We start from the raw sequence: 20,236 nt of genomic DNA on the forward strand, positions 1-20,236 counted from the left end.
CATCCGGTCATAGCACCGGTTTGGTGAGCATAAGCCAGAGAATTCCCAAAACCGCTGCAAAGGCGGGCCAGCCACAAGCGTACCACCAGCGAAAAAGCTGGTGGTAGCGTGCGGGCAATGGCCTGCCTGCAACATGGGCAGCGCGGGCCAGATCGCGCAGCCGGATCTGGATCCAGACCACCGGCAGCCAAAAACAGCCGACCAGCACATAAAGGCCGAGCGACAGGACGACCCAACCCTCGGTCAGGGGCCACCCGGCCTGTTGCGTCAGCAAGTATCCAGTGATGGGTTGCAGGATTGCGGCGGTTGCGGTGAAGACCCCATCGGCCAGCACCACGATGCCCGAGACATGGGCGATCAGCGCCGGATCCCGGCTGCGGTTCGAGATCAGCATGAAGAAGGCAATGCCTGCGCCGGAGCCAAGAAGGACGGTTGCACCGATCACATGCAGGAAAAGAAGAAGGTCGTAGGTCATCTTTCCTCCATCAGCAGCCAGACCATGACGGCCAGCACCATGCCCGGCAGGACCTTGACCATCGGCCCCAATGGATCGCCCCACAGATCCGGGGCGATGAGGGCGCTGCCCATGAGGTAAAGGGCAGAGAGGGAAATCATGGACAGGGCGGTGGGTCTGCTCCAGCGCCGCCAGAGGATGCCTAGGCCCAGACAGATGTCCGTTGCTGCGCCGCCCAAGACGATGGGTGCAGCTAAACCATGCGGCAGGGCGCGATCCGTCAGTACGGCCATAGCGCCAGCGAGGTCAGCCAGTGCGATCAGGCCGGACAGGGTCCAGAACAGCGCAAGCACCGCAATGGCCAGCGGCAGAGCGAGATACGCGCGGGCAAAAATCCTGTCCTGCCGCGTGGCCGGGATACTGCGCAGCGTTGCTGTGAGGGATCGGCAGGGGGAACCTCCGGCGGCTGTCCAGTTCTGTGGATCGCCAGCTATTCCGTCTTGCAAGGCGCTAAGGGCGGTACTGCGCAGGGGCGCGCGCCAGCCGAGGTGCCCCAGAAGATCCGCAACCGCTCCAATGGGTTTGAGAATGCGTTGATCAAGGGGCAAGGACCAGCGCGCGGGCGGGTATCCCAGCCAGCTCCGCATGGCTTGCAGCAGTTCGGGGAAGCTGCGGCTCTCCTCTTCGGTGAGATCCGCAAGGGTGCCAGCGGGCACCTCGGAACGGGCGGCCATGCAGATGGCTTGGGTCAGATCGTCGATATGGACCGTCTGGATCTGGGTCTTGGGGAAGAGACGGGGGGTCACGGCGGGCAGCGCCGCCGCTGCGCGCAGCAGCGCGGTGCCGCCATAGGCCTCGGGTGCCAAGACAAGCGTAGGGCGCAGGATGACCCAGTTGTGATAGCGTGCCGCGATCAGCGCATCGCCCCGCGCCTTGGTGCGGAAGAACCGGGTGCTGGCCTCGGGGTGGGCGCCTGCGGCAGAGATCTGGATCAAGCGGATATCCGCGCCTTCAAGGGCCGCGAGAAGGGTAGTTATCGCCGTGACATGAATGGCTTTAAGATCGTCGCGGCCGCCATCCTGGAGGGCGCCCGCAGCGTTCACCACAACATCAACGTCCGCCAGGATCGTTTTCCACTCGCTGACAGAAATGGCAGGGATGTCGCGGATGATCCAGTCGGCCTGCCTGTCCGATGCCTGCGCGGCAGTGCGCGACCGCCCAAGGCCGATGGTGTGAAACCCCGCTTGCGAAAGCGCGCGCATGGTGGCGGCGCCGATCAGCCCGTATCCACCAAGGACCAGCGCTTTGGGGCGGGGGGAGGTGTCTTTGTGGTCGGGGATCATGAGAAATCTCGATTTGGCGGTGCCTGGGGGCGGTTGGGGGCGGGGGCCGTTTGGGGAAGGGGGCGCCGCTGAGACGCCCCGCTTTCTGGGAACCTGCACTCAGGCGGCGCTTGCGGCCGGTTTGCCCGTGGGAACTGTGGCAGGTGGGTTCACCGCCTCGCGGACCACGGCGCGCAGGGTGGCGACGGCATGGGCGAAGCCGAGACCGAGGCAGATCGCAGCAAAGCCGAGCGCGGGCAACAGGCCCCAGACACCTAGGTCAAGCACCGGCATCGCGGCGCCGATCAGCCCGATGCCCCCGAGGGCGATCATGGCATAGCCGGTGGCGATCGTGACGCCTGCCGCCCGCGCGGCACGGCCCGATTGTGGGCAATCGCCCAAGATGCTGGAAATTTTGAGGATCATCAGGGTCATCGCGGTGACCATGAGAAGGGCGAGGGCGAGGTAGGTTGCGATTTGAAACAGCATGGTGGTGTCCTTTCGATTCAGAGGGGTTGTTTGTAGAAATCACGTTTGAGAGAGGCGTAAATGCAGCCGCTGATCCAGCCCCAGATAGGGGCAAAGAGACTTCCCCAAATCAAGCGCATGCCATCCCAGCTTTGTGTGGAACGGGACATGTCAGGCAGTTGTAGAATGATCCCAAACAGAATGAGGTTGGTAAGAAATGCCAGCCCTGCCCATGCTTCCGGAGACGAGTCGCGCATGGCCAGGTAGGCCAGCATTATTGGTGTTCCGGCCAGAACATAAACTGGTCCACCGATAAGGGTGGCGAAGGGGCTGATCAGAGTCGGTGCTCCTATCAATCCAACCAGCAGCGGCCCGCCGACGACGGCGAGGGCGAAGGCAACGGGGTCCACCAGGTGGCGCTTTGCCACGACTTCGGGCTCAGTATTTTCTAACCTATCAGTTATTTCTGTCATTTGTGAAATCTCCAGGTAAAATTTTTTGGGCAGGTCTAGTCGGATTTCCCGCCGGGCAGGAAGCGCACCAGTTTCGATCCCATCTTCAGCACCGCCAGATGCACCGCGCGGGGCAGGCGGGAAAAGTCCATGTACCAGTCATCAAACATCTGCATCACGCGCAGGGTCTCGCCCATGCGCGCCTTGATGACCTTGGGGGTGTTGTCCTCTTCGGCCTCGGCCATGACCTCTTCAAGGGCGCGTAAGGTAGGGGCGAACTCGCGTTCACGGCGGGCGGCGATCACGGCATCCACCAGATCGAACATGTCGCGGATCGAGGTGAAATGATCGCGTCGGTCGCCCAGCTGGCGGGAGGATTTGACCAGCCCTTGTGACTGTAGTTCCTTTAGCCCGTTGGACACGTTGGAACGGGCAAGGTTCAGCGTGTCGCAAATTTCCTCGGCGGTCAGCGCATCGGGCGAGATATGCAAGAGCGCGTGGATCTGCGCAACAGACCGGTTCACGCCCCATTTGGAGCCCATTTCCCCCCAGTGGAGGATGAAGTTCTGCATGGCGGGGGTGAGGTTCATTCGAGTGATCCTGAAATTTCTGTAATTGCAGAAATAACTGGATTGCGAGTCGAGTCAAGAAAAAACCGGCGGCAGGGGAATCCTGCCGCCGGGTAAAGCGTCCGTGAGTGAGGTCGCTTTTGCTAAGGCGTGGGAACCTTACTGGTTCTGCAGCTCAACCGGATCTTTGTGCTCGATGTCGCCCCAGTTAGCGTCGGCTTTTTCGATGAAGCCTGCGACGTCACCTTCCCAGCGCTCCTGGATGTCGGTTGCCAGGTTCAGGTACAGTTTGTCGTCAACGATTTTCCACAGGGTCGGGTCGCCGTCGAATTTGAAGCCCATGGCCGCGCCGAATGCGCAGTATCCGCCGTACTCGGGCAGGTAGGCTTCGGGGTTCTTTTCAAATGCAACTTTGTTTTCTTCGGAAGCAAAGCGATACAGAGCGTCGTTGTGCAGCGCGGTGATTTTCCAGTTGCCGGGGGTCGGCTCACCAACGGTGAAATATGCAACCGGGTCGTAGCCTTGCAGGGCCAGGCCGGTCGAGGACGCGTTCAGTTCCACGCCTGCTGCCATCGCCGAAGTCGCCAGTGCAACGGACAGCGCGACACCGCTCACAATAGTCTTGAATTTGTTCATGGTTCCATCCTTTGGAATGCGGGCCGATGGCGAAATGCGCCACGTGTCGGCCCTTGGGTCGATAGTCTGCGTGCAACCCTTTGCGGCTGTCACAGCACCCATGTGGAGGCAGAGGCGCTCACGTTCAAAACAACTCATAGTGACTGCGCTTGGTGGCACTTTTGGGTGTTCAGAACTGCACATCACAAGGCTGCGTGTTTTCTGTGATGGGGGTACGGCGCCTGCGGTCGCAGTGTCGAATGTTGCGCCGCACCAGCGCATTGCGAACAAAGGACAGGGAGCCTGACCGGATGAACAGGGTCTGACGCAAAAGAATGGTTAAAACTGCTTTTGCGCGGCAGGGAGCTTTAACCATTGCATGCTAGGAACCGGACCGCACATCCGATCAAGAGTCATCATGTTTAAAATTCGCTCCGAGGCCGACAAATGGAAATATGTCGTGGGCATTACCGGCATGGCCGTTTGCCTTTCGGTTCTGCTGACATGGCTGTTGCTGGGGGATGGGCTGTCGACCGATATGCTTCGGGCTTCGATTCTGGGGCCGCTGCTGATCGCACCGCCTGCCTGCCTGATGTCGGCCAACCGCTCGCTTGAGATCCACCAGCTTAACAAACAGCTGGAGCATCTTCTGGCCCATGACCAGATGACCAACCTGCTTAGCCGCAGTCATTTTATGCGGCAGATGCATGAGATGCAGGGGGATTTACGGGGCAGTTTCCTGATGCTGGATATCGACCTGTTCAAGCAGGTGAACGATACCTATGGCCACCTTGTGGGGGATGAGGTGATCCGTCGCGTCGCCGCGGTGATTGAAGAACACGTGAAGCAGGACGGGCTGGCGGCGCGCTATGGCGGCGAGGAATTCGTGGTCTGCCTGCCGCAAAAGGATCTTGATGATGCCATGCAGCGCGCCGAGGACATCCGGCAGGCGGTGGAGCGGCAGACCGTCAAGGTGCTGGACAAAGAGCTGAACTGCACGATTTCCATCGGGCTTGGCTATGCCGATGGCCGCAACCCGGTGGAGGAGGTGCTGCGGCGCGCAGATGAGGCGCTTTATCTGGCCAAGCGTCAAGGTCGCAATCGCGTTGGGGCGCCGCTGCCGCTGGCCACATAGGCCGTGTGCGCCGGGGTGCGCCGGAATTATTTCTGGCCGATCTTCGGTTCGGTTCCGGCGCGCAGGCGGGTGATATTTTCCGAATGGCGCCAGAAGACGATCACGGTCAGGGCAATGGTCAGCGTCACGATCTGCGGCACACCCAGCAGCAGTGCCCAAACCGGGGCGGCCAGCGCCGACAATAGCGCCGAAGCCGATGACATGCGGGTGATCGCAGCGCCCGCAAGCCAGGTCAGGCAGGCGGCAACGCCCACCGGCCAGGCCAGGGCCAGCATCAGACCCAGGAAGGTCGCAACGCCCTTGCCACCCTTGAAGCCCAGCCAGACCGGGAAACAATGGCCGAGGAAGGCCGCAAGCCCCGCCAGCTGCGCCGCGTCCTCTCCGGCCAGCATCCGTGCCAGAACCACCGCGGCCGCGCCCTTGCCGCCATCCAGGAGCAGCGTCAGCAAGGCCGCCAGTTTCGATCCGGTGCGCAGCACATTGGTGGTGCCGATATTGCCCGATCCAATGTCCCGCAGGTTGCCAAGTCCCATCAGCCGCGTCAGCACCAGACCAAAGGGAATTGATCCCAGCCCGTAACCCACAAGGGCCCAGAGCAGCATCATCAGGAACGGGGTGTCGAATGCAGGCATCAGTCTCTCCGGAAAACGGGCGCGCCGGCCACATAGGTTGCCAGCACTCTGCCCTGCATCCGCTGGCCGTCAAAGGGGGTATTCTGCGATTTCGATTTCAGCGTAAAGCGGTCCAGCACAAAAGGCACATCCGCATCGAACAGGATCAAGTCCGCAGGTGCCCCGGCAGTGAGGCGTCCGCAAGCCAGACCCAGCCGTTTTGCCGGGTTCAGGGACATCGCCCGGAACAGGGTCGGCAGATCCAGTTGCTCGGCATGATACAGGCGCAGGGCTGCGGGCAGCAGAGTCTCCAATGCCACGGCGCCGGCAGCGGCTTCTTCAAACGGCAGGCGTTTGCTTTCCTCATCCTGCGGCGTGTGCATCGAGGAAATCGTGTCGATCAGCCCGCTGCGCACCGCTTCGATCACCGCCAGCCGGTCCTCTTCCGCGCGCAGCGGCGGTTTCACCTTGAAGAAGGTGCGGTAGTCGGCCACGTCGAGCTCATTCAGGGTCAGGTGGTGGATCGAGGTGCCAGCCGTGATGTCCAGCCCATTGGCCTTGGCACGCTCCAATGCGGGCAGGGCGCGGGCGGTGGTGATCTGGTCGGCGTGATAGCGCGCGCCGGTCATCTCCAAGAGTGCGATATCCCGGTCCAGCCCCATGCGCTCCGCCATCGGGGACACCGCAGGCAGGCCGCGCAGGGTGGCGAATTTGCTGCTGCTGGCGGCGGCGCCCGCGCTCAGAACTGGCTCCTGCGGATGCGCAATCACCAAGGCGCCGCAGCTCTTGGCATAGGCCAGCGCGCGGGAAAACACCTTGGTATTGGCCACCACGTGATCGCAGTCGGAAAAGGCGACGGCGCCCGCATCCAGCAGAAAACCGATCTCGGTCATTTCGCGCCCTTCGCGCCCCTTGGTCAGGGCGGCCATAGGCAGCACGTTGACCGGCGTGTCGGCTTGGGCGCGGCGGGTGACGAACTCCAGCGTTTCGGGGCTGTCGATTGCGGGATTGGTGTCCGGGCGGGTGATCATGGTGGTGACACCCCCCGCCGCCGCCGCAAGGCCGGCGGTCTTGTAGCTTTCCTTGTGCCGCTCACCCGGCTCGCAGACCTTCACGCCAATATCGACGATACCGGGGGCGAGGCATTTGCCGCCGCAATCGACCACTTCGGCCTCTGTCGGGTCAATGTTTCGCGCGCGAAACAGGTGCTCTGCCTGCGTACCCTCGGGCAGGATTTCGGTAATCTGACCGTCCGCGACAAGCACAGCCCCCGGCGCATCCGTTCCGGCCTCGGGGTCGATCAGTCGGGCATTGATGAACAGAGTGGTCATGCGCGGGCTCTTTCGATGGCTGAGAGGGTGGCGGCCGGATCGGCCTGATACTTGATAAGGTGCTTGTCACCGCCCCGGGTGATGATCTGGACATAGCTGGCCATCGACCGAGCGGTCTCGATCTCACCCAGCGGCACGCGGCGTTCGCCGGGACCTGTCAGAACGCCATCGGCGATGCGCCAGACGACGGCCATTTCCTCGCTCGCAAGATACCAGCCGCGCAGGGCGATGGCAGCAAGCCCGCCGATGGCGCCGGTCCAGATATGCGGATTGCCCGCCGCCCAGAGGAGCCCCATGCCCGCCGCCATGGCAAAGGCCGCCATCCAGGCGTGGGCGCGGATATAGGCGCTGCGGTCGGGGGTGAAGCTGATCTCGCCGGTGTCCTGCTCCATGTCAGCGCACCAGCAGATAAAGTACGAGCCCGACCAGCCCCATCACCACCGCAAAAAGCGTGGCGCCGATGCGGCGGGCCTCGGCGCGCGCTTTGCGTGGGGCCAGCTTCGGTGCGGAATAGGGTTTGGCGCTTTCGGTCTCAATCGGGGCGCCACTCCAGCTGGTGCCGGGCGTGCCGTAGGTGGCGACGGGCTGGATCTGCTCGGCGGGCGTCAGGCGCATCTCGCGTCCGCCAAAGGCGCGCGAGCGGATCACCATGACATGTCCTTCGAGCGCGGCAAGGCGCTCCCGGTCCGGGGCGATCTGCTCTTCCGGAACGCCCATGCCTTCGGTCAGGTAGCCTGCCAGACCAAGCTCTTCGAGGTCGCTGACCGGGAAGATTTCGACCTGTTCCATATCCAGCGCATCAATCCCCAGCACCTGCGCCAGTGCGCCGGGCTCGCGCAGAAAGACGGCCTGTTCGGGGCGCATGTCGAGCTGGAACAGGCGGATCACGCCGTGTTCGCCCGCAGGGATATGTATGACACCCTCCACCGGGATCAGCCCGCCTCTGCGACGCGGTCGGCGCGCAGGTTGCGGGCCAGAAGATCCATTGCGGCCATGCGCACGGCGACGCCCATTTCCACCTGCTCCTGAATGACCGAGCGGTTGATGTCATCGGCGATGGTGCCGTCGATTTCGACACCGCGGTTCATCGGGCCGGGGTGCATGACGATGGCGTCGGGTTTGGCCAGTGCCAGCTTTTCGGCATCGAGCCCGTAGCGGTGGTAGTATTCGCGTTCGGACGGGATGAAACCGCCGTCCATGCGTTCCTTTTGAAGGCGCAGCATCATGACGACATCAACACCCTCAAGCCCCTCGCGCATGTCATCATAGATCTCGGCGCCGAATTCGGCGAAATGGCCGGGCACCAGCGTTGGCGGCCCGATCAGGCGGATGCGGTTTTCCATCTTGCCCAAGAGGATCAGGTTTGAGCGCGCCACGCGGCTGTGGGCGATGTCGCCGCAGATCGCGATGTTGAGGCGATGCAGCCTCCCCTTGGCGCGGCGGATGGTCAGCGCATCCAGCAGCGCCTGCGTCGGGTGTTCATGCCGCCCGTCGCCCGCGTTCAGCACCGCACAGTTTACCTTTTGCGCCAAAAGGTCCACGGCACCGGAATGGGGATGACGCACCACCAACAGATCGGGATGCATCGCATTCAGCGTCATCGCGGTGTCGATCAGCGTCTCACCCTTTTTGATGCTGGACGCCTGCATCGCCATGTTCATCACATCCGCGCCCAGCCGTTTGCCGGCCAGTTCGAAGCTGGCCTGCGTGCGGGTGGAGTTTTCAAAGAACATGTTGATCTGCGTCAGCCCCGCCAGCACGTCGGAGTGTTTTTCCGGGCGGCGGTTCAGATCCACGTAGGTATCGGCCAGATCCAGGATCTCGGTGATCTCATGGGGCTTCAGATGCTCGATCCCCAACAGATGACGGGCTGCAAAACCGGGGCCGGTGGGGGGTGGGGAAACATGAGACATGAGGCAGGCTCCGCGCTGTTTGCGCGCCCTTATAGGCGCGGCGTCGCTGCCGGGCAAGGCACCGTGCTGCCGCCGCGGACTGGTTTGGCTCAAAGGTGTTACCTCTTGTCCCGATGCGCAAGTCTCTGGTTCCGCTTGGCGCTGAGGCAGAGTAGCTTTGCGCCATGGAATCGGCATTGGATTATCACAGCGCCCGCGCCTTGCTCGCGTGGCAGATCGAACTGGGCGCAACCGAAGCCCTGTGCGAGACGCCCGTAAACCGCTACGAACTGGAGCAGCAGGTGCCCAAACCCGCGCGCGGCGCGCAGCCTGATGCACCGCAGCCCGGACAGATCCAGCGCCTCCCCGAGGTGGACCCGGTCGAAGTCGCGCAAAAGGCCGCCGCAGCTGCGACCTCCCTGCCTGCCCTTCGCGAGGCGATGGCCGCCTTCGATCACTGCGAGCTGAAGCGCGGCGCCCGCAATCTGGTGTTCTGCGACGGTCAGGCCGGTTCCCGCGTGATGATCATCGGAGAGGCCCCGGGTCGCGACGAGGACCGCGAGGGGCGGCCTTTCGTTGGCCGTGCCGGGCAATTGCTGGACAAGATGCTGGGTGCCATCGATCTGGATCGCGACAAGAACGTATATATCACCAACGTGCTACCCTGGCGCCCACCGCAGAACCGCGATCCGCTGCCTGCGGAAATGGCGATGATGGTGCCTTTCCTGAAACGCCACGTGGAGCTGGCCGAGCCGGAGGTGCTGGTGCTGATGGGCAATATTAGCTGTCAGGCGGTCCTGGGCAAACGTGGCATCACCCGGCTGCGCGGTCAGTGGGATCAGGTCTGGGGCAAGCCGGTGATCCCGATGTTCCACCCGGCCTACCTCTTGCGCCAGCCTGCGCAGAAACGCGCAGCCTGGGCCGACCTTCTGGAGCTGAAGGCGCGGCTCACCGCCCTTTGACGAGGCTTTACACATGAATATTCTTGCCTTTTCCGACCTGCATTTGGCCCGCACCCGCGCCGCCGATCTGGTGGCGGCCAGCGCCGATGCAGATCTGGTGGTGGGTGCCGGTGATTTTTGCAACGGGCGGCAGGGGCTGGATCAGGCGATGGAGCTGCTTTCGGGTATTACCGCGCCGATGGTCATGGTCGCCGGCAATGCCGAAAGTGCTGAAGAGCTGCGCGCTGCTGCGCCCGGGCATGCCCATGTGCTCCATGGAAATGGTGTCACAATCGATGGCATTTCCTTCTGGGGGCTGGGCGGCGGTGTGCCGGAAACACCCTTTGGCGCCTGGTCCTGGGATCTGTCCGAAGACGCAGCCGAGGACCTGCTCGCGCCCTGCACGCAGGCCGACATTCTGGTGACCCATTCGCCGCCCAAGGGGCTGGGCGATCTCACCTCCACCGGCCTGTCGGTCGGCTCCACAGCGATCCGCGCCGCGATTGAACGGCTGCAGCCGCAGCTGGCCCTGTTCGGTCACGTGCACGAGGCCTGGGGCACGCGCGGGAAGATCGGGCAGACGGCCTGTGCCAACCTTGGCCCGACGGCCGGTTTTTTCGAGGTGAGCCATGATTGATCCGCTGACGCTTCTTGCCTTTGTGCCCGCGGCGCTGGCGCTGAACCTGACGCCGGGGGCGGATATGATGTTCTGCCTTGGGCAGGGGCTGCGCTCGGGGCGGCGCGCGGCGGTCGCGGCCAGCGCCGGGATCACGGCGGGGTGTTTCGTGCATGTGGCACTGGCGGGTCTCGGCCTTGGCGCGGCGGTTGCTGCGGTTCCGGGACTTTTCGATGTAATCCGTTGGGTCGGCGTGGCCTATCTTCTTTATCTCGCTTGGACCACCTTCCGCAGCGGCCCGGCCCCCGGCGATGCGCCTGCGGTGCCTGCGGCGCGGGCCTTTCGTTCCGGATTTCTGGTGAATCTCACCAACCCCAAGGTGATCCTGTTCGTCCTCGCCTTTATCCCGCAATTCGTGGTCCCCGAGGCAGGCCCAGTGCTGCTGCAGTTCCTGATCTTCGGTGCGGTCCTGTCGCTGGGCGGTTTCGTGATCAACGGGTTGGTCGGGATCTTTGCGGGGCAGGCCGGGCGGCGGCTGATCACCAACCCGGTGGCGGGGCGCTGGCTGGGGCGGATCTCTGGCGGTATTTTTGCCGGTCTCGCGCTGAGGCTGGCCATTCTGGAAAAAGCATAAGGCGTAGCAGACCATGTCGCGTATCGATGAGAGCAAAGACTTCATTCCCGTCCGCATTGCCATCCTGACCGTCTCGGACAGTCGCTCTCTGGAGGAGGACCGCTCCGGGCAGGTTCTGGTGGATCGGCTGACCGAGGCAGGGCATGTGCTGGCCGATAGGAAGATCCTGCCGGATGAGCGCAGCGAGATTGCCGATCAATTGCGCGCCTGGGTGGCGAACTCGGAGGTGGACGTGGTGATTTCCACCGGCGGCACCGGCCTTACGGGCCGCGATGTCACGGTCGAGGCGCACCGCGATGTCTATGAAAAGGAAATCGACGCCTTCGGTACCGTCTTCACCATCGTGTCGATGCAGAAGATCGGCACCTCGGCGGTGCAGTCACGGGCCACGGGGGGTGTTGCCGGGGGTACGTATCTGTTCGCTTTGCCCGGCAGCCCGGGCGCTTGCAAGGACGGCTGGGACGAAATCCTGGGCAGACAGCTCGATTTCCGCCACCGCCCCTGCAATTTCGTCGAGATAATGCCCCGTTTGGACGAACATCTGCGACGGAAGTGATCCGCAGCCGCGTGTAACCTCGTAACGGGTATGTTCAGTTGCTATCTTTTCAGGTGGGCGATTGCGCCTGCCCGGGTGTTTTGCGGGATCGAAGCGGCAGCATCTGCCACCGGAAGGAATATGAATGCGGTTTTTGCGGCATAGTTTGACGGGTCTGTTTCTGACGGCGGCGATGCTGGGTCTGCTGCTCTACGCGGGCTGGCTGGTGATGGGCGCGGTGCAGGCGCGGCTCAATGCCGAACCGCGCACGCCGCCTGCGCGCGAGCGCGTTTTTGCGGTGCGGGTAGTCTCGGCCGATGTACAGACCATCGCGCCAGAGTTGATCGCCTTTGGCCGCATCGACAGCCGCCGGACGCTGGAGTTGCGCACCGCGTTGGCCGGTCGGGTCATTCACCTGTCCGAGAATTTCGAAGAGGGGGGCCGCGTCGAGCAAGGCGCGTTGCTGGTGCAGATCGATCCTGCCGATGCGCAGGCGGCACTGGACCGGGCCGAGGCCGACATGATGGATGCCCGCGCCGAGGAGCGCGATGCGGGACGGGCCCTGATCCTGGCCAATGATGAGCTCGAAGCCGCGCAGGATCAGGCGGAATTGCGCGGCAAGGCCTATCAGCGGCAGCTGGATCTTGAGGAACGAGGTGTCGGTACCACGGCAACGGTGGAAACCGCAGCGCTGGCGGCAGCGCAGGCACGGCAGGCGATGATTTCCCGCAGGCAGGCGATTTCGCAGGCCGAGGCACGGGTGGATCAGGCCAAGACGCGGGTGGCCCGCGCCGAGATTGCGCTGGAAACCGCACAGCGCGATCTGGAAGATACCACGATTTCGGCCGCCTTCAGCGGTACCTTGCAGGCGGTCAGCCTGGTCGAAGGGCGTCTCGTCTCGGCCAATGAAAAACTCGCCGAACTGGTGGACGCGGACCGGCTGGAGGTGGCTTTCCGGGTTTCGACCCTGCAATACGCCCGCCTGCTGGATGATGCCGGACACCTGATCGAGGCCCCGGTGCGGGTGATGCTGGATGCTGCCGGGGCCGCGCTGTCGGCCACCGGGCAGCTGTCGCGGGTCAGCGGCGCCGCCGGGGACGGGCAGACCGGTCGTCTGGTCTATGCGCGCCTTGATGCGGCGCCAGGGTTCAAACCGGGGGATTTCGTGACCGTTTCGGTGACCGAACCGCCGGTGGAGAATGTCGTGCGGGTGCCTGCCTCGGCGCTGGGCAGCGACGGTGCGGTGCTGGTGCTGGGCGCCGAAGACCGGCTGGAGGCGCTGCCGGTGGAACTGGTGCGCAGACAGGGCGATGCGGTTCTGATCCGGGGCGAAGGCCTGGCAGGGCGCGAGATCGTCACTGGGCGCACGCCCCTTCTGGGCGCGGGTATCCGGGTGCGACCCCTGCGGATCGACGCCAAGGCTGAGATTGCCCCCGAAGCCGCAGGGCCTGAGCTGATAGAGCTGACCGAGGATCGCCGCGCCCGTCTTGTCGCCCTTGTCGAAGGCAACGCGCAGATGCCGGAAGAGGCTCGCAAACGGGTGCTGGCGCAGCTCTCGGAAACGGCGGTGCCTGCGCAACTGGTCAACCGTATCGAAGCCCGCAAGGGAGGCTGATCCATGCGCGATCTGTCCCGGCCCGCTGGCGGCCTGCTAAGCTACTTCACCCGTCACCGGACGGCGGCCAACCTTCTGTTGGTGATCCTGCTGGTGCTGGGCGCGGCGGCGATCCCCAACATGCGGGCGCAGTTCTTTCCCGATGTGATCGTGGAAAACGTCACCGTCCGGGTGCAATGGGATGGTGCCGGCCCCGAGGACGTGGATAGCGCCATCGTGCAGGCGTTGGAACCGGCCCTTCTGGCGGTGGACGGGGTCGAGGAAACCAGCGCCATCTCCCGCGAGGGTCTGGGCACCATCACGCTGGAGTTCGAACCGGGCTGGGATATGTCACGCGCCTCGGACGATGTGCAGACAGCGGTCAGCCTGGTCACCACCCTGCCGGAAGAGGCGGAAGAGCCCACCGTCAAACGCGGTGCCTGGCGCGATCGGGTGACCGACGTGGTGATCACCGGCGATATCGGCCCCGAGCAATTGGGGCTCTTTGCGGATGAGCTGGTCGTGCGCCTGTTCGAGGTCGGGGTCACCCGCACCACTATCCGCGGTGTTGCTGCGCCGGAAACCATCGTTGAAGTGCCCTCGTCTGCGCTGATCACTTATGATGTCAGCATGGCGGAAATCGCTGCCGCCATCGCCGCCGAGGTCGATGCCGATCCGGCGGGCGATGTCACCGGCGCCAATACCCGCGTGCGCACCGGCAGCGAGAAACGCACGCCGGACGAGCTGGCCGGAATTGTCCTGCGCACCAATGCGGACGGATCGGCGCTGACCATTGGTGATGTGGCAACGATCCGGGTCGAAGGCGTCGACCGCAGCCGCTCCTATTTCGTGGGGGAGCATCCGGCGATGTCGGTGCGGGTCGACCGCTCGGATCAGGGCGATGCCATCGGCATCCAGCACAAGGTTGAAAAGGTCGTCGACGAATTGCAGCTGAGCCTGCCGCAGGGCGTCACCGCGGGGTTGATCCGCACTCGGGCCGAGGCGATCTCGGACCGGCTCAACATCCTTGTGGACAACGGGCTGATGGGGCTTGGGCTGGTGTTGATCCTGCTGTTCCTGTTCCTCAATGTGCGCATCGCCTTCTGGGTCGCGGCAGGCATTCCGGCGGCGATGTTTGCGGCCGTGGCGCTGATGTACGCGGCGGGGCTGACCATCAACATGGTCTCACTTTTTGGTCTGATCATCACCCTGGGGATCGTGGTCGATGATGCCATCGTGGTGGGCGAACATGCCGATTTCCGGGTTCGGCGGCTGGGCGAGACGCCGATGCAGGCGGCCGAGAACGCGGCCCGGCGTATGGCTCTGCCGGTGTTTGCTGCAACCCTGACTACGATCATCGCCTTTTTCGGTCTGGTCATCATCGGCGGGCGCTTTGGCGATCTGATCCGGGATATTCCCTTTACGGTGATCATGGTGCTGGCGGCCTCATTGGCGGAATGCTTCCTGATCCTGCCGAACCACATGGCCCATGCCCTGACCCACGCGCAGCAGCGGCACTGGTACGACTGGCCCAACCGGGCGGTGAACCGGGGCTTTCGCTGGGTCCGGGACGTCCTGTTCCGCCCGTTGATGGCGCTGGTGGTGCGCGCGCGTTACGTGGTGCTGGCAGGCGCGGCGGTCATTCTGGCCAGCCAGCTGGCGCTGTTCATTGGCGGCGATGTCAAATGGCGGTTCTTCAACGCGCCGGAGCGCGGTTCGATCACCGGCAATTTCGCCATGGCCGAGGGGGCGACCCGCGAAGACACGCTGGAGATGATGCGCGAGATGCAGCGCGCGACCGAGGCGCTGGGCGCGGAATACGCTGAACGCTATGGCGAAAACCCGCTGGATTTCGTCATGGCCGAGATTGGCGGCAATGCCGGGCGCGGTCTGTCAGGTGTCGAGGCCAAGGACGCTGACCTGCTGGGCGGCATCTCGATCGAGCTGATCGACGCGGATAAACGCGATTATTCCAGTTTTGCCTTTGTCGCGGAGCTGCAGCAACAGGTGGTGCGCCATCCGCTGGCAGAGACCGTTTCCTTCCGCAGCTGGCGGTCGGGGCCGGGCGGCGATGCGATGGACGTGCAGTTCTACGGCGCCGATGTGCAGACGCTCAAGGCGGCCTCGGAGGATCTGAAAGCCGCCGTCCTGCGCTACCCCGAGGTTTCAGCGGTGGAAGACAACCTCGCCTATGACAAGGAAGAGGTCATTCTCGATCTGACCCCGCAGGGGCAGGCGCTCAACTTTACCATCGACAGTCTGGGCCGGGCGCTGCGGGCGCGGCTCAACGGGATCGAGGCAGCGACCTATCCGGACGGACCGCGCAGCGCCACCATCCGGGTCGAACTGCCCGAGGGAGAGCTGACGGCGGACTTCCTGGAGCGTACCCTGATGCGGACGCCGGGCGGCAGCTATGTGCCGCTGGCCGATATCGTCTCGGTCAGCCAGCGCAGCGGGTTTTCCACCGTGCGGCGCGAAAACGGCATCCGGGTGATCAGCGTTACCGGCGATATCTCCGAGGACGATCCCGCCCGCGCCGAGGCGGTGATCACCGCGCTGCAGGAGGAGATCCTGCCGACAATCGCCAGCGAGCGTCAGGTGGAATGGCGTCTTGCGGGCCTCAGCGAGCAGGAAGACACTTTCCTCTCCGAGGCGGGCACCGGTCTGATCCTGTGCCTGACCGGCATCTACCTGGTGCTGGCCTGGATCTTTGCCAGTTGGACGCGGCCCATCGTGGTGATGGCGATCATTCCCTTCGGTCTCGTGGGCACGATTTGGGGGCATTACCTCTGGGAGGTGCCGCTCAGCATGTTCACGGTGGTGGGGCTTTTGGGCATGACCGGGATCATCATCAACGATTCCATCGTGCTGGTCACAACCATCGACGAATACGCGGCTGAGCGCGGCTTGGTGCCCTCGATCATCGACGGGGCCGCGGACCGTTTGCGACCGGTAATGCTGACGACGCTGACCACGGTGCTGGGTCTGGCGCCTTTGATGTACGAAAGCTCGCAGCAGGCGCAGTTCCTGAAACCGACGGTGATCACGCTGGTTTACGGGCTGGGTTTTGGCATGTTCCTGGTGCTTCTGGTGGTGCCCGCACTGGTCGCGGTGCAGCGGGATGCGGCGCGGCCCATCATGTCGCTGCGGCGGGCGCTGCGGTCTGGCCAGCGCGCCCATACCCGGGTTCTGCGCTGGCTGATCGCCGGATCGGCTTTGGTACAGCTCGGCTGGCTGGTGCTGACGCTGGGCTGGGCCATGGCAACAGGCGCGCTGCATCCGGCCCTGCGTGGGGGGCTTATGGCCTCGGACACCGGGCTGGCCACGATGGAGCCGGTGCGGGCGGGGCTTATTCTGTTCCTGCTGGGGGCCGTGGTGTTCGGGCTGCTGACCTATGTGATCGGGGCGCTGTCCCACGGGCTGCGGTCGCGCCAGCGCGACCGGGCCAAGATTGCGACTTCGGCCACCTGATCGATCAGCTCCAGCCCGCTGCGGGGCAGATCGTCCACCGCCACCCATTTCGCCTGCAGCGCATCGTCATCCGGGGTCGGCGCACCGCTGACATAATCGCAGAGCACGGCGGTCAGCAGGTAGTGGTGCGAAACCGCCTCGTCCGGGCCGGGCAGGATCACGTCGACATTGGTCAGATAGCCCCGCGGACGGGCAAGGACGCCGGTTTCCTCGTGAAGCTCGCGTGCGGCAGCCTCAAGCGCGGTTTCGCCCCATTCCACGTGACCGCCGGGAAAGCCCCACCAGCCTGCGTTGGGCGGATTGCGGCGCTGGATCAGGATCACGCTGTCCTGTCCGGCCACGGTCTGGCAGACCACCGCCAGCGCGCCCAGAACCGGGCGGCTCATCCGGCGTCGCAGCCCTTGATATCCACCGAATGGCTGCGCCCTAGCACGGTAATGCGCAGTTTTGACCGGTCAATGGAGGTCGGGCTGTTGCTGGTTGCGGGCATGAACTCGGTCCGTGCCAGCAGAATACCGCCGCGTCGTTCGGTGCTGGTTTCCCCGGCCATCAGATGCGGTGTGCCCGGTTCGATCACCGCGACTTCCTCGCCACCGGCGCTGGGCATGGTGATCTGCGCTTCGACGCGCATACCGTAATTGCCGGGGGACAGGCTGCAGATCGCCGAGGAGACGCCTGCCTCCTGCGCCGAATAGGGTCGCGAGGCCAGCGCCGCGACGATCGCCGGGTTGCGGCCTGCTTCGGGGTCTGGCCGGTGATCAAAGGACAGCTCGGATGGCACGCAGACGTCCTTGCAAACGCCCAGTTCCATGCGTCCCTTGATGCGGACGGGTTTGGCAGGATTCGCGGGGGTGATCTCGATCGGCAGCACCAGCTGATCGTGATAGCCGATGGTGCGGTAGCCGGAGGTCATGAAGACTTCGGGGGCGGGCCATGTCATCGACACGTCGCCAATGTTGCGCGATCCACGCCAGGAAAATCTGGGCGGAATGCCGGCATCCCCGGGCGCCCGCCAGTAGGTTTTCCAGCCGCTGTCGAGCGTCAGCCGCAGCGCGCCCATATAGGTGCCCCGTTTCGTCATCCCGCCATCGAGGATCTCGATCTGCACCGGATCGGGCGATGCGCCCGCCTGCACAGTCGCAACCGGCATCAGCGCAAGAACGGCGCAGGCCGCCACGGCGGATTTCAGACGGGCCAGCCCGAACACAGATCGGGACACAGGGCGAGAGGAGGGGCGTTTATGTCTCATACACCAATAAATGCGCATTCCGTCTGCAAATGCCAAGTCACGTTCCGGTCAGACTTCGTCAGATCTGGCTGCTTCAGTGTCGCAGGGGACCAGCCCTTGCACCTCTGGGCGTGGGGCTGCATGCTGGTCGCATGCGGTCTGGTCCGATGGACCAAGCAGACAGAAAGACAGGCGATATGGATCTGACAGGTAAACTCTTGATTGCCATGCCGGGAATCGGCGATCCGCGGTTCGAACATGCGGTGGTGTTCCTGTGCTCTCACAGTGATGAGGGGGCGATGGGGCTGATCGTGAACAAGACGGCGCCGGGCGTGCAGCTGGGCAGTCTGCTGGAACAGCTGGAGATCGAGGCAAACACCGATGTTGCATCTCTGCCTGTCCGTTTCGGTGGTCCGGTCGAGACCCAGCGCGGCTTCGTTTTGCATTCGGATGAATATCATTCGCGGGTCAATTCTCTGGATGTTCCGGGCGGTTTTGCGATGACCGCGACGTTGGACATTCTGGAAGACATTGCCGAAGGCAGCGGGCCAGAGCAGATGGTCGTGATGCTGGGCTATGCTGGCTGGGGGCCGGGGCAGCTGGAAAGTGAAATCGTCGCCAATGGCTGGCTGACGGCCGAGGCCAGCGCCGAGCTGTTGTTCGAGATGGACGATCTGGAAAAATGGGGCGCGGCGTTGAAAACGTTGGGCGTGGACCCGGTGTCGCTGTCCTCAAGCGCCGGAACTGCCTGACCCCACACGGCCAGTGCGGCCAGTTACGCAGGGACGGGTCGCCCCTGCGTGTTATTGTCTGTCAGGTCTGCGCCAATTAGGGCCGGACGTAAGAGAACCCTTGTTCCTGCAGTTCCACCAGCCGGACCACACCGGAAGGCACGATCGAGGCTTCCTCGAGCAGGGCAACTTCCTTGCCTGCCTTCTCGCTCATCTTGCGGTGGGTGTTGCCGCAGGCCGAAAAGGACAGTTTGTCGTTCTCAAGGCTCATGGTTGCAATGCGGTCCGCGACCGGGCTTTTCCCCGGAATCAGCATGTGCAGGCCGGGGCCGTAGGCGACAACTTCCACAACCGCCGTGTCCCCTTGCGCCTCGTAATAGCGGGTCAGGTTCTGCACGTTGTTGAGCGCCATGTTCATGACCTTGGGGTCATTCTGATTGACGTGAACGGCGATGTGATGCGTGGCACCTTCGGCCAGGGCTGCGGTCGTCCAGCCTGCGCACAGGCTTGTGGTTACAGCGGCCGCTGTCAGTAAATGTTTCATGATGTTCCTCCCTAGTAGGAGGTCAGGATAGCCCGGTATCCTGTTTATGCATAGAGACTATCGAATATATGAATAATTGATGGGGTTTTGGCGGATCTGGCTGGCCGTTCGGGCCGGGTCAGTGCGCGGAACTGTCGTCCCGGGGCGCGGCGGCCCGGCGCAAACGGTCGTTGATCGCGCTGCCAAGCCCGTGTTCCGGGATGGGCGCGACAGCAATCGGCTGACCGATTGCATCAAGCCGGTGCAGGTGTTCGAACAGATTGGCGGCGGCTTCGGCCAGATCGCTGACCGCTGACAGGTTCAGATCACAGTCCATGGAGCCAAAGCCGAGCAGCAGCTCTCCCTCACCGGCTTCTGTCGCGTTCAGGCGGACGCGGGCATTGGGCGCGTAGTGGGACAGCAGCTGCCCCGGCGCCGACAGGGGATCGGCTGCGTCGCGGTCGGTCAGCGACGTACCGAGGGTTGCCTCAATGTCCTCGGCTGCCAGTCCGCCGGGGCGCAGCAGCATGGGCTTTGGTCCGCTGAGGCCAACGATGGTGGATTCCACTCCTACGCCGCAGGGACCATCGTCCACGACGGCAGCGATCCTGCCGTTCAGCCCGGCCAGCACATGCGCGGCCGTGGTGGGGCTGATCCGTCCCGACGGGTTGGCCGAGGGGGCTGCCACCGGTCCGTCCACGAGGCGTAGCAGCCGCAGGGCGGTGGGATGGGCCGGAACCCGAACTGCCAGTGTCTGAAGTCCCGCGGTCACCAGTCCGGAAACGCCGTGGCCCTCGCGCAGTGGCAAGACCAGGGTCAGCGGCCCGGGCCAGAAGGCCGCTGCCAGCCGTTCGGCCAAATCGTTCCACTGCACCAGCTGCTGCGCCGCCGCGACGGAATGTACATGGGCAATCAGCGGGTTAAAGCTGGGCCGCCCCTTGGCTGCATAGACCGAAGCCACCGCCGTGCCGTTGCGGGCGTCGGCGCCCAGGCCGTAAACCGTCTCGGTCGGAAAGGACACCAGCTGACCCGCCTTCAGAAGATCGGCGGCGCGGCTCAGATCAGCATCCGAGGTCCCCAGAATTTCGGTGGTCAGGCTGGACATGGTGGGTGA

The 20,236-nt window shown here is 63.9% G+C and carries 23 protein-coding genes; 8 read left to right on the forward strand and 15 right to left on the reverse strand.

All coding sequences use genetic code 11. The annotated features are described in order from the left end of the window. Positions 1 to 7: 7 nt before the first annotated feature. The 6 genes from C6W91_RS06975 to C6W91_RS07000 form a co-directional block, all read right to left on the reverse strand. Positions 8 to 475, reverse strand: coding sequence for a DUF2269 family protein (locus C6W91_RS06975; protein ID WP_370570616.1), 468 nt, complete (start codon positions 473 to 475; stop codon positions 8 to 10). Beyond that, positions 472 to 1,797 (reverse strand): SDR family oxidoreductase, encoded by a 1,326-nt coding sequence (locus C6W91_RS06980; protein ID WP_370570617.1) that lies wholly within the window; start codon positions 1,795 to 1,797, stop codon positions 472 to 474. Before C6W91_RS06980 ends, C6W91_RS06975 begins: the two co-directional genes overlap by 4 nt. A gap of 99 nt (positions 1,798 to 1,896) precedes the next feature. After that, entirely contained in the window at positions 1,897 to 2,265 is a 369-nt protein-coding gene (locus C6W91_RS06985) for a hypothetical protein (RefSeq protein ID WP_274831452.1), read from the reverse strand. A 17-nt stretch (positions 2,266 to 2,282) separates the two neighbouring features. Next, positions 2,283 to 2,717, reverse strand: coding sequence for a hypothetical protein (locus C6W91_RS06990; RefSeq protein ID WP_274831451.1), 435 nt, complete (start codon positions 2,715 to 2,717; stop codon positions 2,283 to 2,285). Positions 2,718 to 2,752: 35 nt separating this feature from the next. Beyond that, positions 2,753 to 3,286 carry a GbsR/MarR family transcriptional regulator gene (locus C6W91_RS06995; RefSeq protein ID WP_065272450.1) on the reverse strand — a complete coding sequence of 178 codons (534 nt, stop codon included), beginning with the start codon at positions 3,284 to 3,286 and terminating at the stop codon, positions 2,753 to 2,755. 138 nt (positions 3,287 to 3,424) lie between these two features. After that, positions 3,425 to 3,901: a YHS domain-containing (seleno)protein gene (locus C6W91_RS07000; RefSeq protein WP_065272451.1), complete on the reverse strand. Its 477-nt coding sequence runs from the start codon at positions 3,899 to 3,901 to the stop codon at positions 3,425 to 3,427. Positions 3,902 to 4,298: 397 nt separating this feature from the next. On the opposite strand from C6W91_RS07000, the gene C6W91_RS07005 reads away from it, so the two are divergent. Then, the gene (locus tag C6W91_RS07005) at positions 4,299 to 5,015 is read left to right on the forward strand and encodes a GGDEF domain-containing protein (RefSeq protein WP_274827559.1); all 717 of its coding nucleotides are present in this window, start codon (positions 4,299 to 4,301) and stop codon (positions 5,013 to 5,015) included. Between the two features lie 26 nt (positions 5,016 to 5,041). Here C6W91_RS07005 and plsY read toward each other — a convergent pair whose 3' ends face one another. Genes plsY through C6W91_RS07030 form a run of 5 tightly spaced genes read right to left on the reverse strand, consistent with a single transcriptional unit; the run spans position 5,042 to position 8,870 of the window. Next, on the reverse strand, positions 5,042 to 5,647 hold the full coding sequence (gene plsY / locus C6W91_RS07010; RefSeq protein WP_274831450.1) for a glycerol-3-phosphate 1-O-acyltransferase PlsY: 606 nt from the start codon (positions 5,645 to 5,647) through the stop codon (positions 5,042 to 5,044). Next, the gene (gene pyrC, locus C6W91_RS07015; RefSeq protein WP_370570618.1) at positions 5,647 to 6,957 is read right to left on the reverse strand and encodes a dihydroorotase; all 1,311 of its coding nucleotides are present in this window, start codon (positions 6,955 to 6,957) and stop codon (positions 5,647 to 5,649) included. The genes plsY and pyrC overlap by 1 nt, the downstream gene beginning before the upstream one ends. Then, positions 6,954 to 7,349, reverse strand: coding sequence for a hypothetical protein (locus tag C6W91_RS07020; RefSeq protein ID WP_370570619.1), 396 nt, complete (start codon positions 7,347 to 7,349; stop codon positions 6,954 to 6,956). Before C6W91_RS07020 ends, pyrC begins: the two co-directional genes overlap by 4 nt. A gap of 1 nt (position 7,350) precedes the next feature. Continuing rightward, positions 7,351 to 7,884, reverse strand: coding sequence for a hypothetical protein (locus C6W91_RS07025; protein ID WP_274831447.1), 534 nt, complete (start codon positions 7,882 to 7,884; stop codon positions 7,351 to 7,353). Positions 7,885 to 7,889: 5 nt separating this feature from the next. Beyond that, positions 7,890 to 8,870 carry an aspartate carbamoyltransferase catalytic subunit gene (locus C6W91_RS07030; RefSeq protein ID WP_065272457.1) on the reverse strand — a complete coding sequence of 327 codons (981 nt, stop codon included), beginning with the start codon at positions 8,868 to 8,870 and terminating at the stop codon, positions 7,890 to 7,892. Between the two features lie 164 nt (positions 8,871 to 9,034). Between C6W91_RS07030 and C6W91_RS07035 the strand changes: the two genes are divergently transcribed. The 6 genes from C6W91_RS07035 (at position 9,035) to C6W91_RS07060 (ending at position 16,640) form a co-directional block, all read left to right on the forward strand. After that, entirely contained in the window at positions 9,035 to 9,811 is a 777-nt protein-coding gene (locus C6W91_RS07035) for a uracil-DNA glycosylase family protein (protein ID WP_274831446.1), read from the forward strand. 13 nt (positions 9,812 to 9,824) lie between these two features. Further along, on the forward strand, positions 9,825 to 10,427 hold the full coding sequence (locus tag C6W91_RS07040; RefSeq protein ID WP_370570620.1) for a metallophosphoesterase: 603 nt from the start codon (positions 9,825 to 9,827) through the stop codon (positions 10,425 to 10,427). Then, on the forward strand, positions 10,420 to 11,040 hold the full coding sequence (locus tag C6W91_RS07045; protein WP_274827565.1) for a LysE family translocator: 621 nt from the start codon (positions 10,420 to 10,422) through the stop codon (positions 11,038 to 11,040). The genes C6W91_RS07040 and C6W91_RS07045 overlap by 8 nt, the downstream gene beginning before the upstream one ends. A 13-nt stretch (positions 11,041 to 11,053) precedes the next feature. Beyond that, positions 11,054 to 11,596, forward strand: a complete 543-nt coding sequence (moaB, locus tag C6W91_RS07050; RefSeq protein WP_370570621.1) for a molybdenum cofactor biosynthesis protein B — start codon at positions 11,054 to 11,056, stop codon at positions 11,594 to 11,596. Between the two features lie 124 nt (positions 11,597 to 11,720). Further along, positions 11,721 to 13,190, forward strand: a complete 1,470-nt coding sequence (locus C6W91_RS07055) for an efflux RND transporter periplasmic adaptor subunit (RefSeq protein WP_370570622.1) — start codon at positions 11,721 to 11,723, stop codon at positions 13,188 to 13,190. Between the two features lie 3 nt (positions 13,191 to 13,193). Further along, positions 13,194 to 16,640 carry an efflux RND transporter permease subunit gene (locus tag C6W91_RS07060; protein WP_370570623.1) on the forward strand — a complete coding sequence of 1,149 codons (3,447 nt, stop codon included), beginning with the start codon at positions 13,194 to 13,196 and terminating at the stop codon, positions 16,638 to 16,640. On the opposite strand, the gene C6W91_RS07065 is transcribed toward C6W91_RS07060, so the two are convergent. Together C6W91_RS07065 and C6W91_RS07070 are read right to left on the reverse strand one after the other, a co-directional pair. Continuing rightward, positions 16,562 to 17,026, reverse strand: coding sequence for an NUDIX hydrolase (locus C6W91_RS07065; protein ID WP_370570624.1), 465 nt, complete (start codon positions 17,024 to 17,026; stop codon positions 16,562 to 16,564). The genes C6W91_RS07060 and C6W91_RS07065 overlap by 79 nt on opposite strands. After that, positions 17,023 to 17,790, reverse strand: coding sequence for a protein-disulfide reductase DsbD domain-containing protein (locus C6W91_RS07070; protein ID WP_370570647.1), 768 nt, complete (start codon positions 17,788 to 17,790; stop codon positions 17,023 to 17,025). The genes C6W91_RS07065 and C6W91_RS07070 overlap by 4 nt, the downstream gene beginning before the upstream one ends. Before the next feature lie 275 nt (positions 17,791 to 18,065). On the opposite strand from C6W91_RS07070, the gene C6W91_RS07075 reads away from it, so the two are divergent. Further along, positions 18,066 to 18,620 carry a YqgE/AlgH family protein gene (locus C6W91_RS07075; RefSeq protein WP_065273701.1) on the forward strand — a complete coding sequence of 185 codons (555 nt, stop codon included), beginning with the start codon at positions 18,066 to 18,068 and terminating at the stop codon, positions 18,618 to 18,620. Between the two features lie 76 nt (positions 18,621 to 18,696). Here the strand turns inward: C6W91_RS07075 and C6W91_RS07080 are convergent, their stop codons facing one another. Continuing rightward, positions 18,697 to 19,143: a hypothetical protein gene (locus tag C6W91_RS07080; RefSeq protein WP_370570625.1), complete on the reverse strand. Its 447-nt coding sequence runs from the start codon at positions 19,141 to 19,143 to the stop codon at positions 18,697 to 18,699. 118 nt (positions 19,144 to 19,261) lie between these two features. Beyond that, positions 19,262 to 20,227 carry an L-threonylcarbamoyladenylate synthase gene (locus tag C6W91_RS07085; RefSeq protein WP_370570626.1) on the reverse strand — a complete coding sequence of 322 codons (966 nt, stop codon included), beginning with the start codon at positions 20,225 to 20,227 and terminating at the stop codon, positions 19,262 to 19,264. Between the last annotated feature and the right edge of the window lie 9 nt (positions 20,228 to 20,236).

Source organism: Phaeobacter sp. SYSU ZJ3003 (assembly GCF_041300735.1).
In the GTDB taxonomy this organism is placed as follows: Bacteria; Pseudomonadota; Alphaproteobacteria; order Rhodobacterales; family Rhodobacteraceae; genus Phycobacter; species Phycobacter gallaeciensis_A.

What these genes read in the sequence shown, in the direction of transcription:
- C6W91_RS06975 (WP_370570616.1), bottom strand. Translation starts at nt 475, where the DNA reads ATGACCTACGACCTTCTTCTTTTCCTGCATGTGATCGGTGCAACCGTC.
- C6W91_RS06980 (WP_370570617.1), bottom strand. Translation starts at nt 1,797, where the DNA reads ATGATCCCCGACCACAAAGACACCTCCCCCCGCCCCAAAGCGCTGGTC.
- C6W91_RS06985 (WP_274831452.1), bottom strand. Translation starts at nt 2,265, where the DNA reads ATGCTGTTTCAAATCGCAACCTACCTCGCCCTCGCCCTTCTCATGGTC.
- C6W91_RS06990 (WP_274831451.1), bottom strand. Translation starts at nt 2,717, where the DNA reads ATGACAGAAATAACTGATAGGTTAGAAAATACTGAGCCCGAAGTCGTG.
- C6W91_RS06995 (WP_065272450.1), bottom strand. Translation starts at nt 3,286, where the DNA reads ATGAACCTCACCCCCGCCATGCAGAACTTCATCCTCCACTGGGGGGAA.
- C6W91_RS07000 (WP_065272451.1), bottom strand. Translation starts at nt 3,901, where the DNA reads ATGAACAAATTCAAGACTATTGTGAGCGGTGTCGCGCTGTCCGTTGCA.
- C6W91_RS07005 (WP_274827559.1), top strand. Translation starts at nt 4,299, where the DNA reads ATGTTTAAAATTCGCTCCGAGGCCGACAAATGGAAATATGTCGTGGGC.
- plsY (WP_274831450.1), bottom strand. Translation starts at nt 5,647, where the DNA reads ATGCCTGCATTCGACACCCCGTTCCTGATGATGCTGCTCTGGGCCCTT.
- pyrC (WP_370570618.1), bottom strand. Translation starts at nt 6,957, where the DNA reads ATGACCACTCTGTTCATCAATGCCCGACTGATCGACCCCGAGGCCGGA.
- C6W91_RS07020 (WP_370570619.1), bottom strand. Translation starts at nt 7,349, where the DNA reads ATGGAGCAGGACACCGGCGAGATCAGCTTCACCCCCGACCGCAGCGCC.
- C6W91_RS07030 (WP_065272457.1), bottom strand. Translation starts at nt 8,870, where the DNA reads ATGTCTCATGTTTCCCCACCCCCCACCGGCCCCGGTTTTGCAGCCCGT.
- C6W91_RS07035 (WP_274831446.1), top strand. Translation starts at nt 9,035, where the DNA reads ATGGAATCGGCATTGGATTATCACAGCGCCCGCGCCTTGCTCGCGTGG.
- C6W91_RS07040 (WP_370570620.1), top strand. Translation starts at nt 9,825, where the DNA reads ATGAATATTCTTGCCTTTTCCGACCTGCATTTGGCCCGCACCCGCGCC.
- C6W91_RS07045 (WP_274827565.1), top strand. Translation starts at nt 10,420, where the DNA reads ATGATTGATCCGCTGACGCTTCTTGCCTTTGTGCCCGCGGCGCTGGCG.
- moaB (WP_370570621.1), top strand. Translation starts at nt 11,054, where the DNA reads ATGTCGCGTATCGATGAGAGCAAAGACTTCATTCCCGTCCGCATTGCC.
- C6W91_RS07055 (WP_370570622.1), top strand. Translation starts at nt 11,721, where the DNA reads ATGCGGTTTTTGCGGCATAGTTTGACGGGTCTGTTTCTGACGGCGGCG.
- C6W91_RS07060 (WP_370570623.1), top strand. Translation starts at nt 13,194, where the DNA reads ATGCGCGATCTGTCCCGGCCCGCTGGCGGCCTGCTAAGCTACTTCACC.
- C6W91_RS07065 (WP_370570624.1), bottom strand. Translation starts at nt 17,026, where the DNA reads ATGAGCCGCCCGGTTCTGGGCGCGCTGGCGGTGGTCTGCCAGACCGTG.
- C6W91_RS07070 (WP_370570647.1), bottom strand. Translation starts at nt 17,790, where the DNA reads ATGCCGGTTGCGACTGTGCAGGCGGGCGCATCGCCCGATCCGGTGCAG.
- C6W91_RS07075 (WP_065273701.1), top strand. Translation starts at nt 18,066, where the DNA reads ATGGATCTGACAGGTAAACTCTTGATTGCCATGCCGGGAATCGGCGAT.
- C6W91_RS07080 (WP_370570625.1), bottom strand. Translation starts at nt 19,143, where the DNA reads ATGAAACATTTACTGACAGCGGCCGCTGTAACCACAAGCCTGTGCGCA.
- C6W91_RS07085 (WP_370570626.1), bottom strand. Translation starts at nt 20,227, where the DNA reads ATGTCCAGCCTGACCACCGAAATTCTGGGGACCTCGGATGCTGATCTG.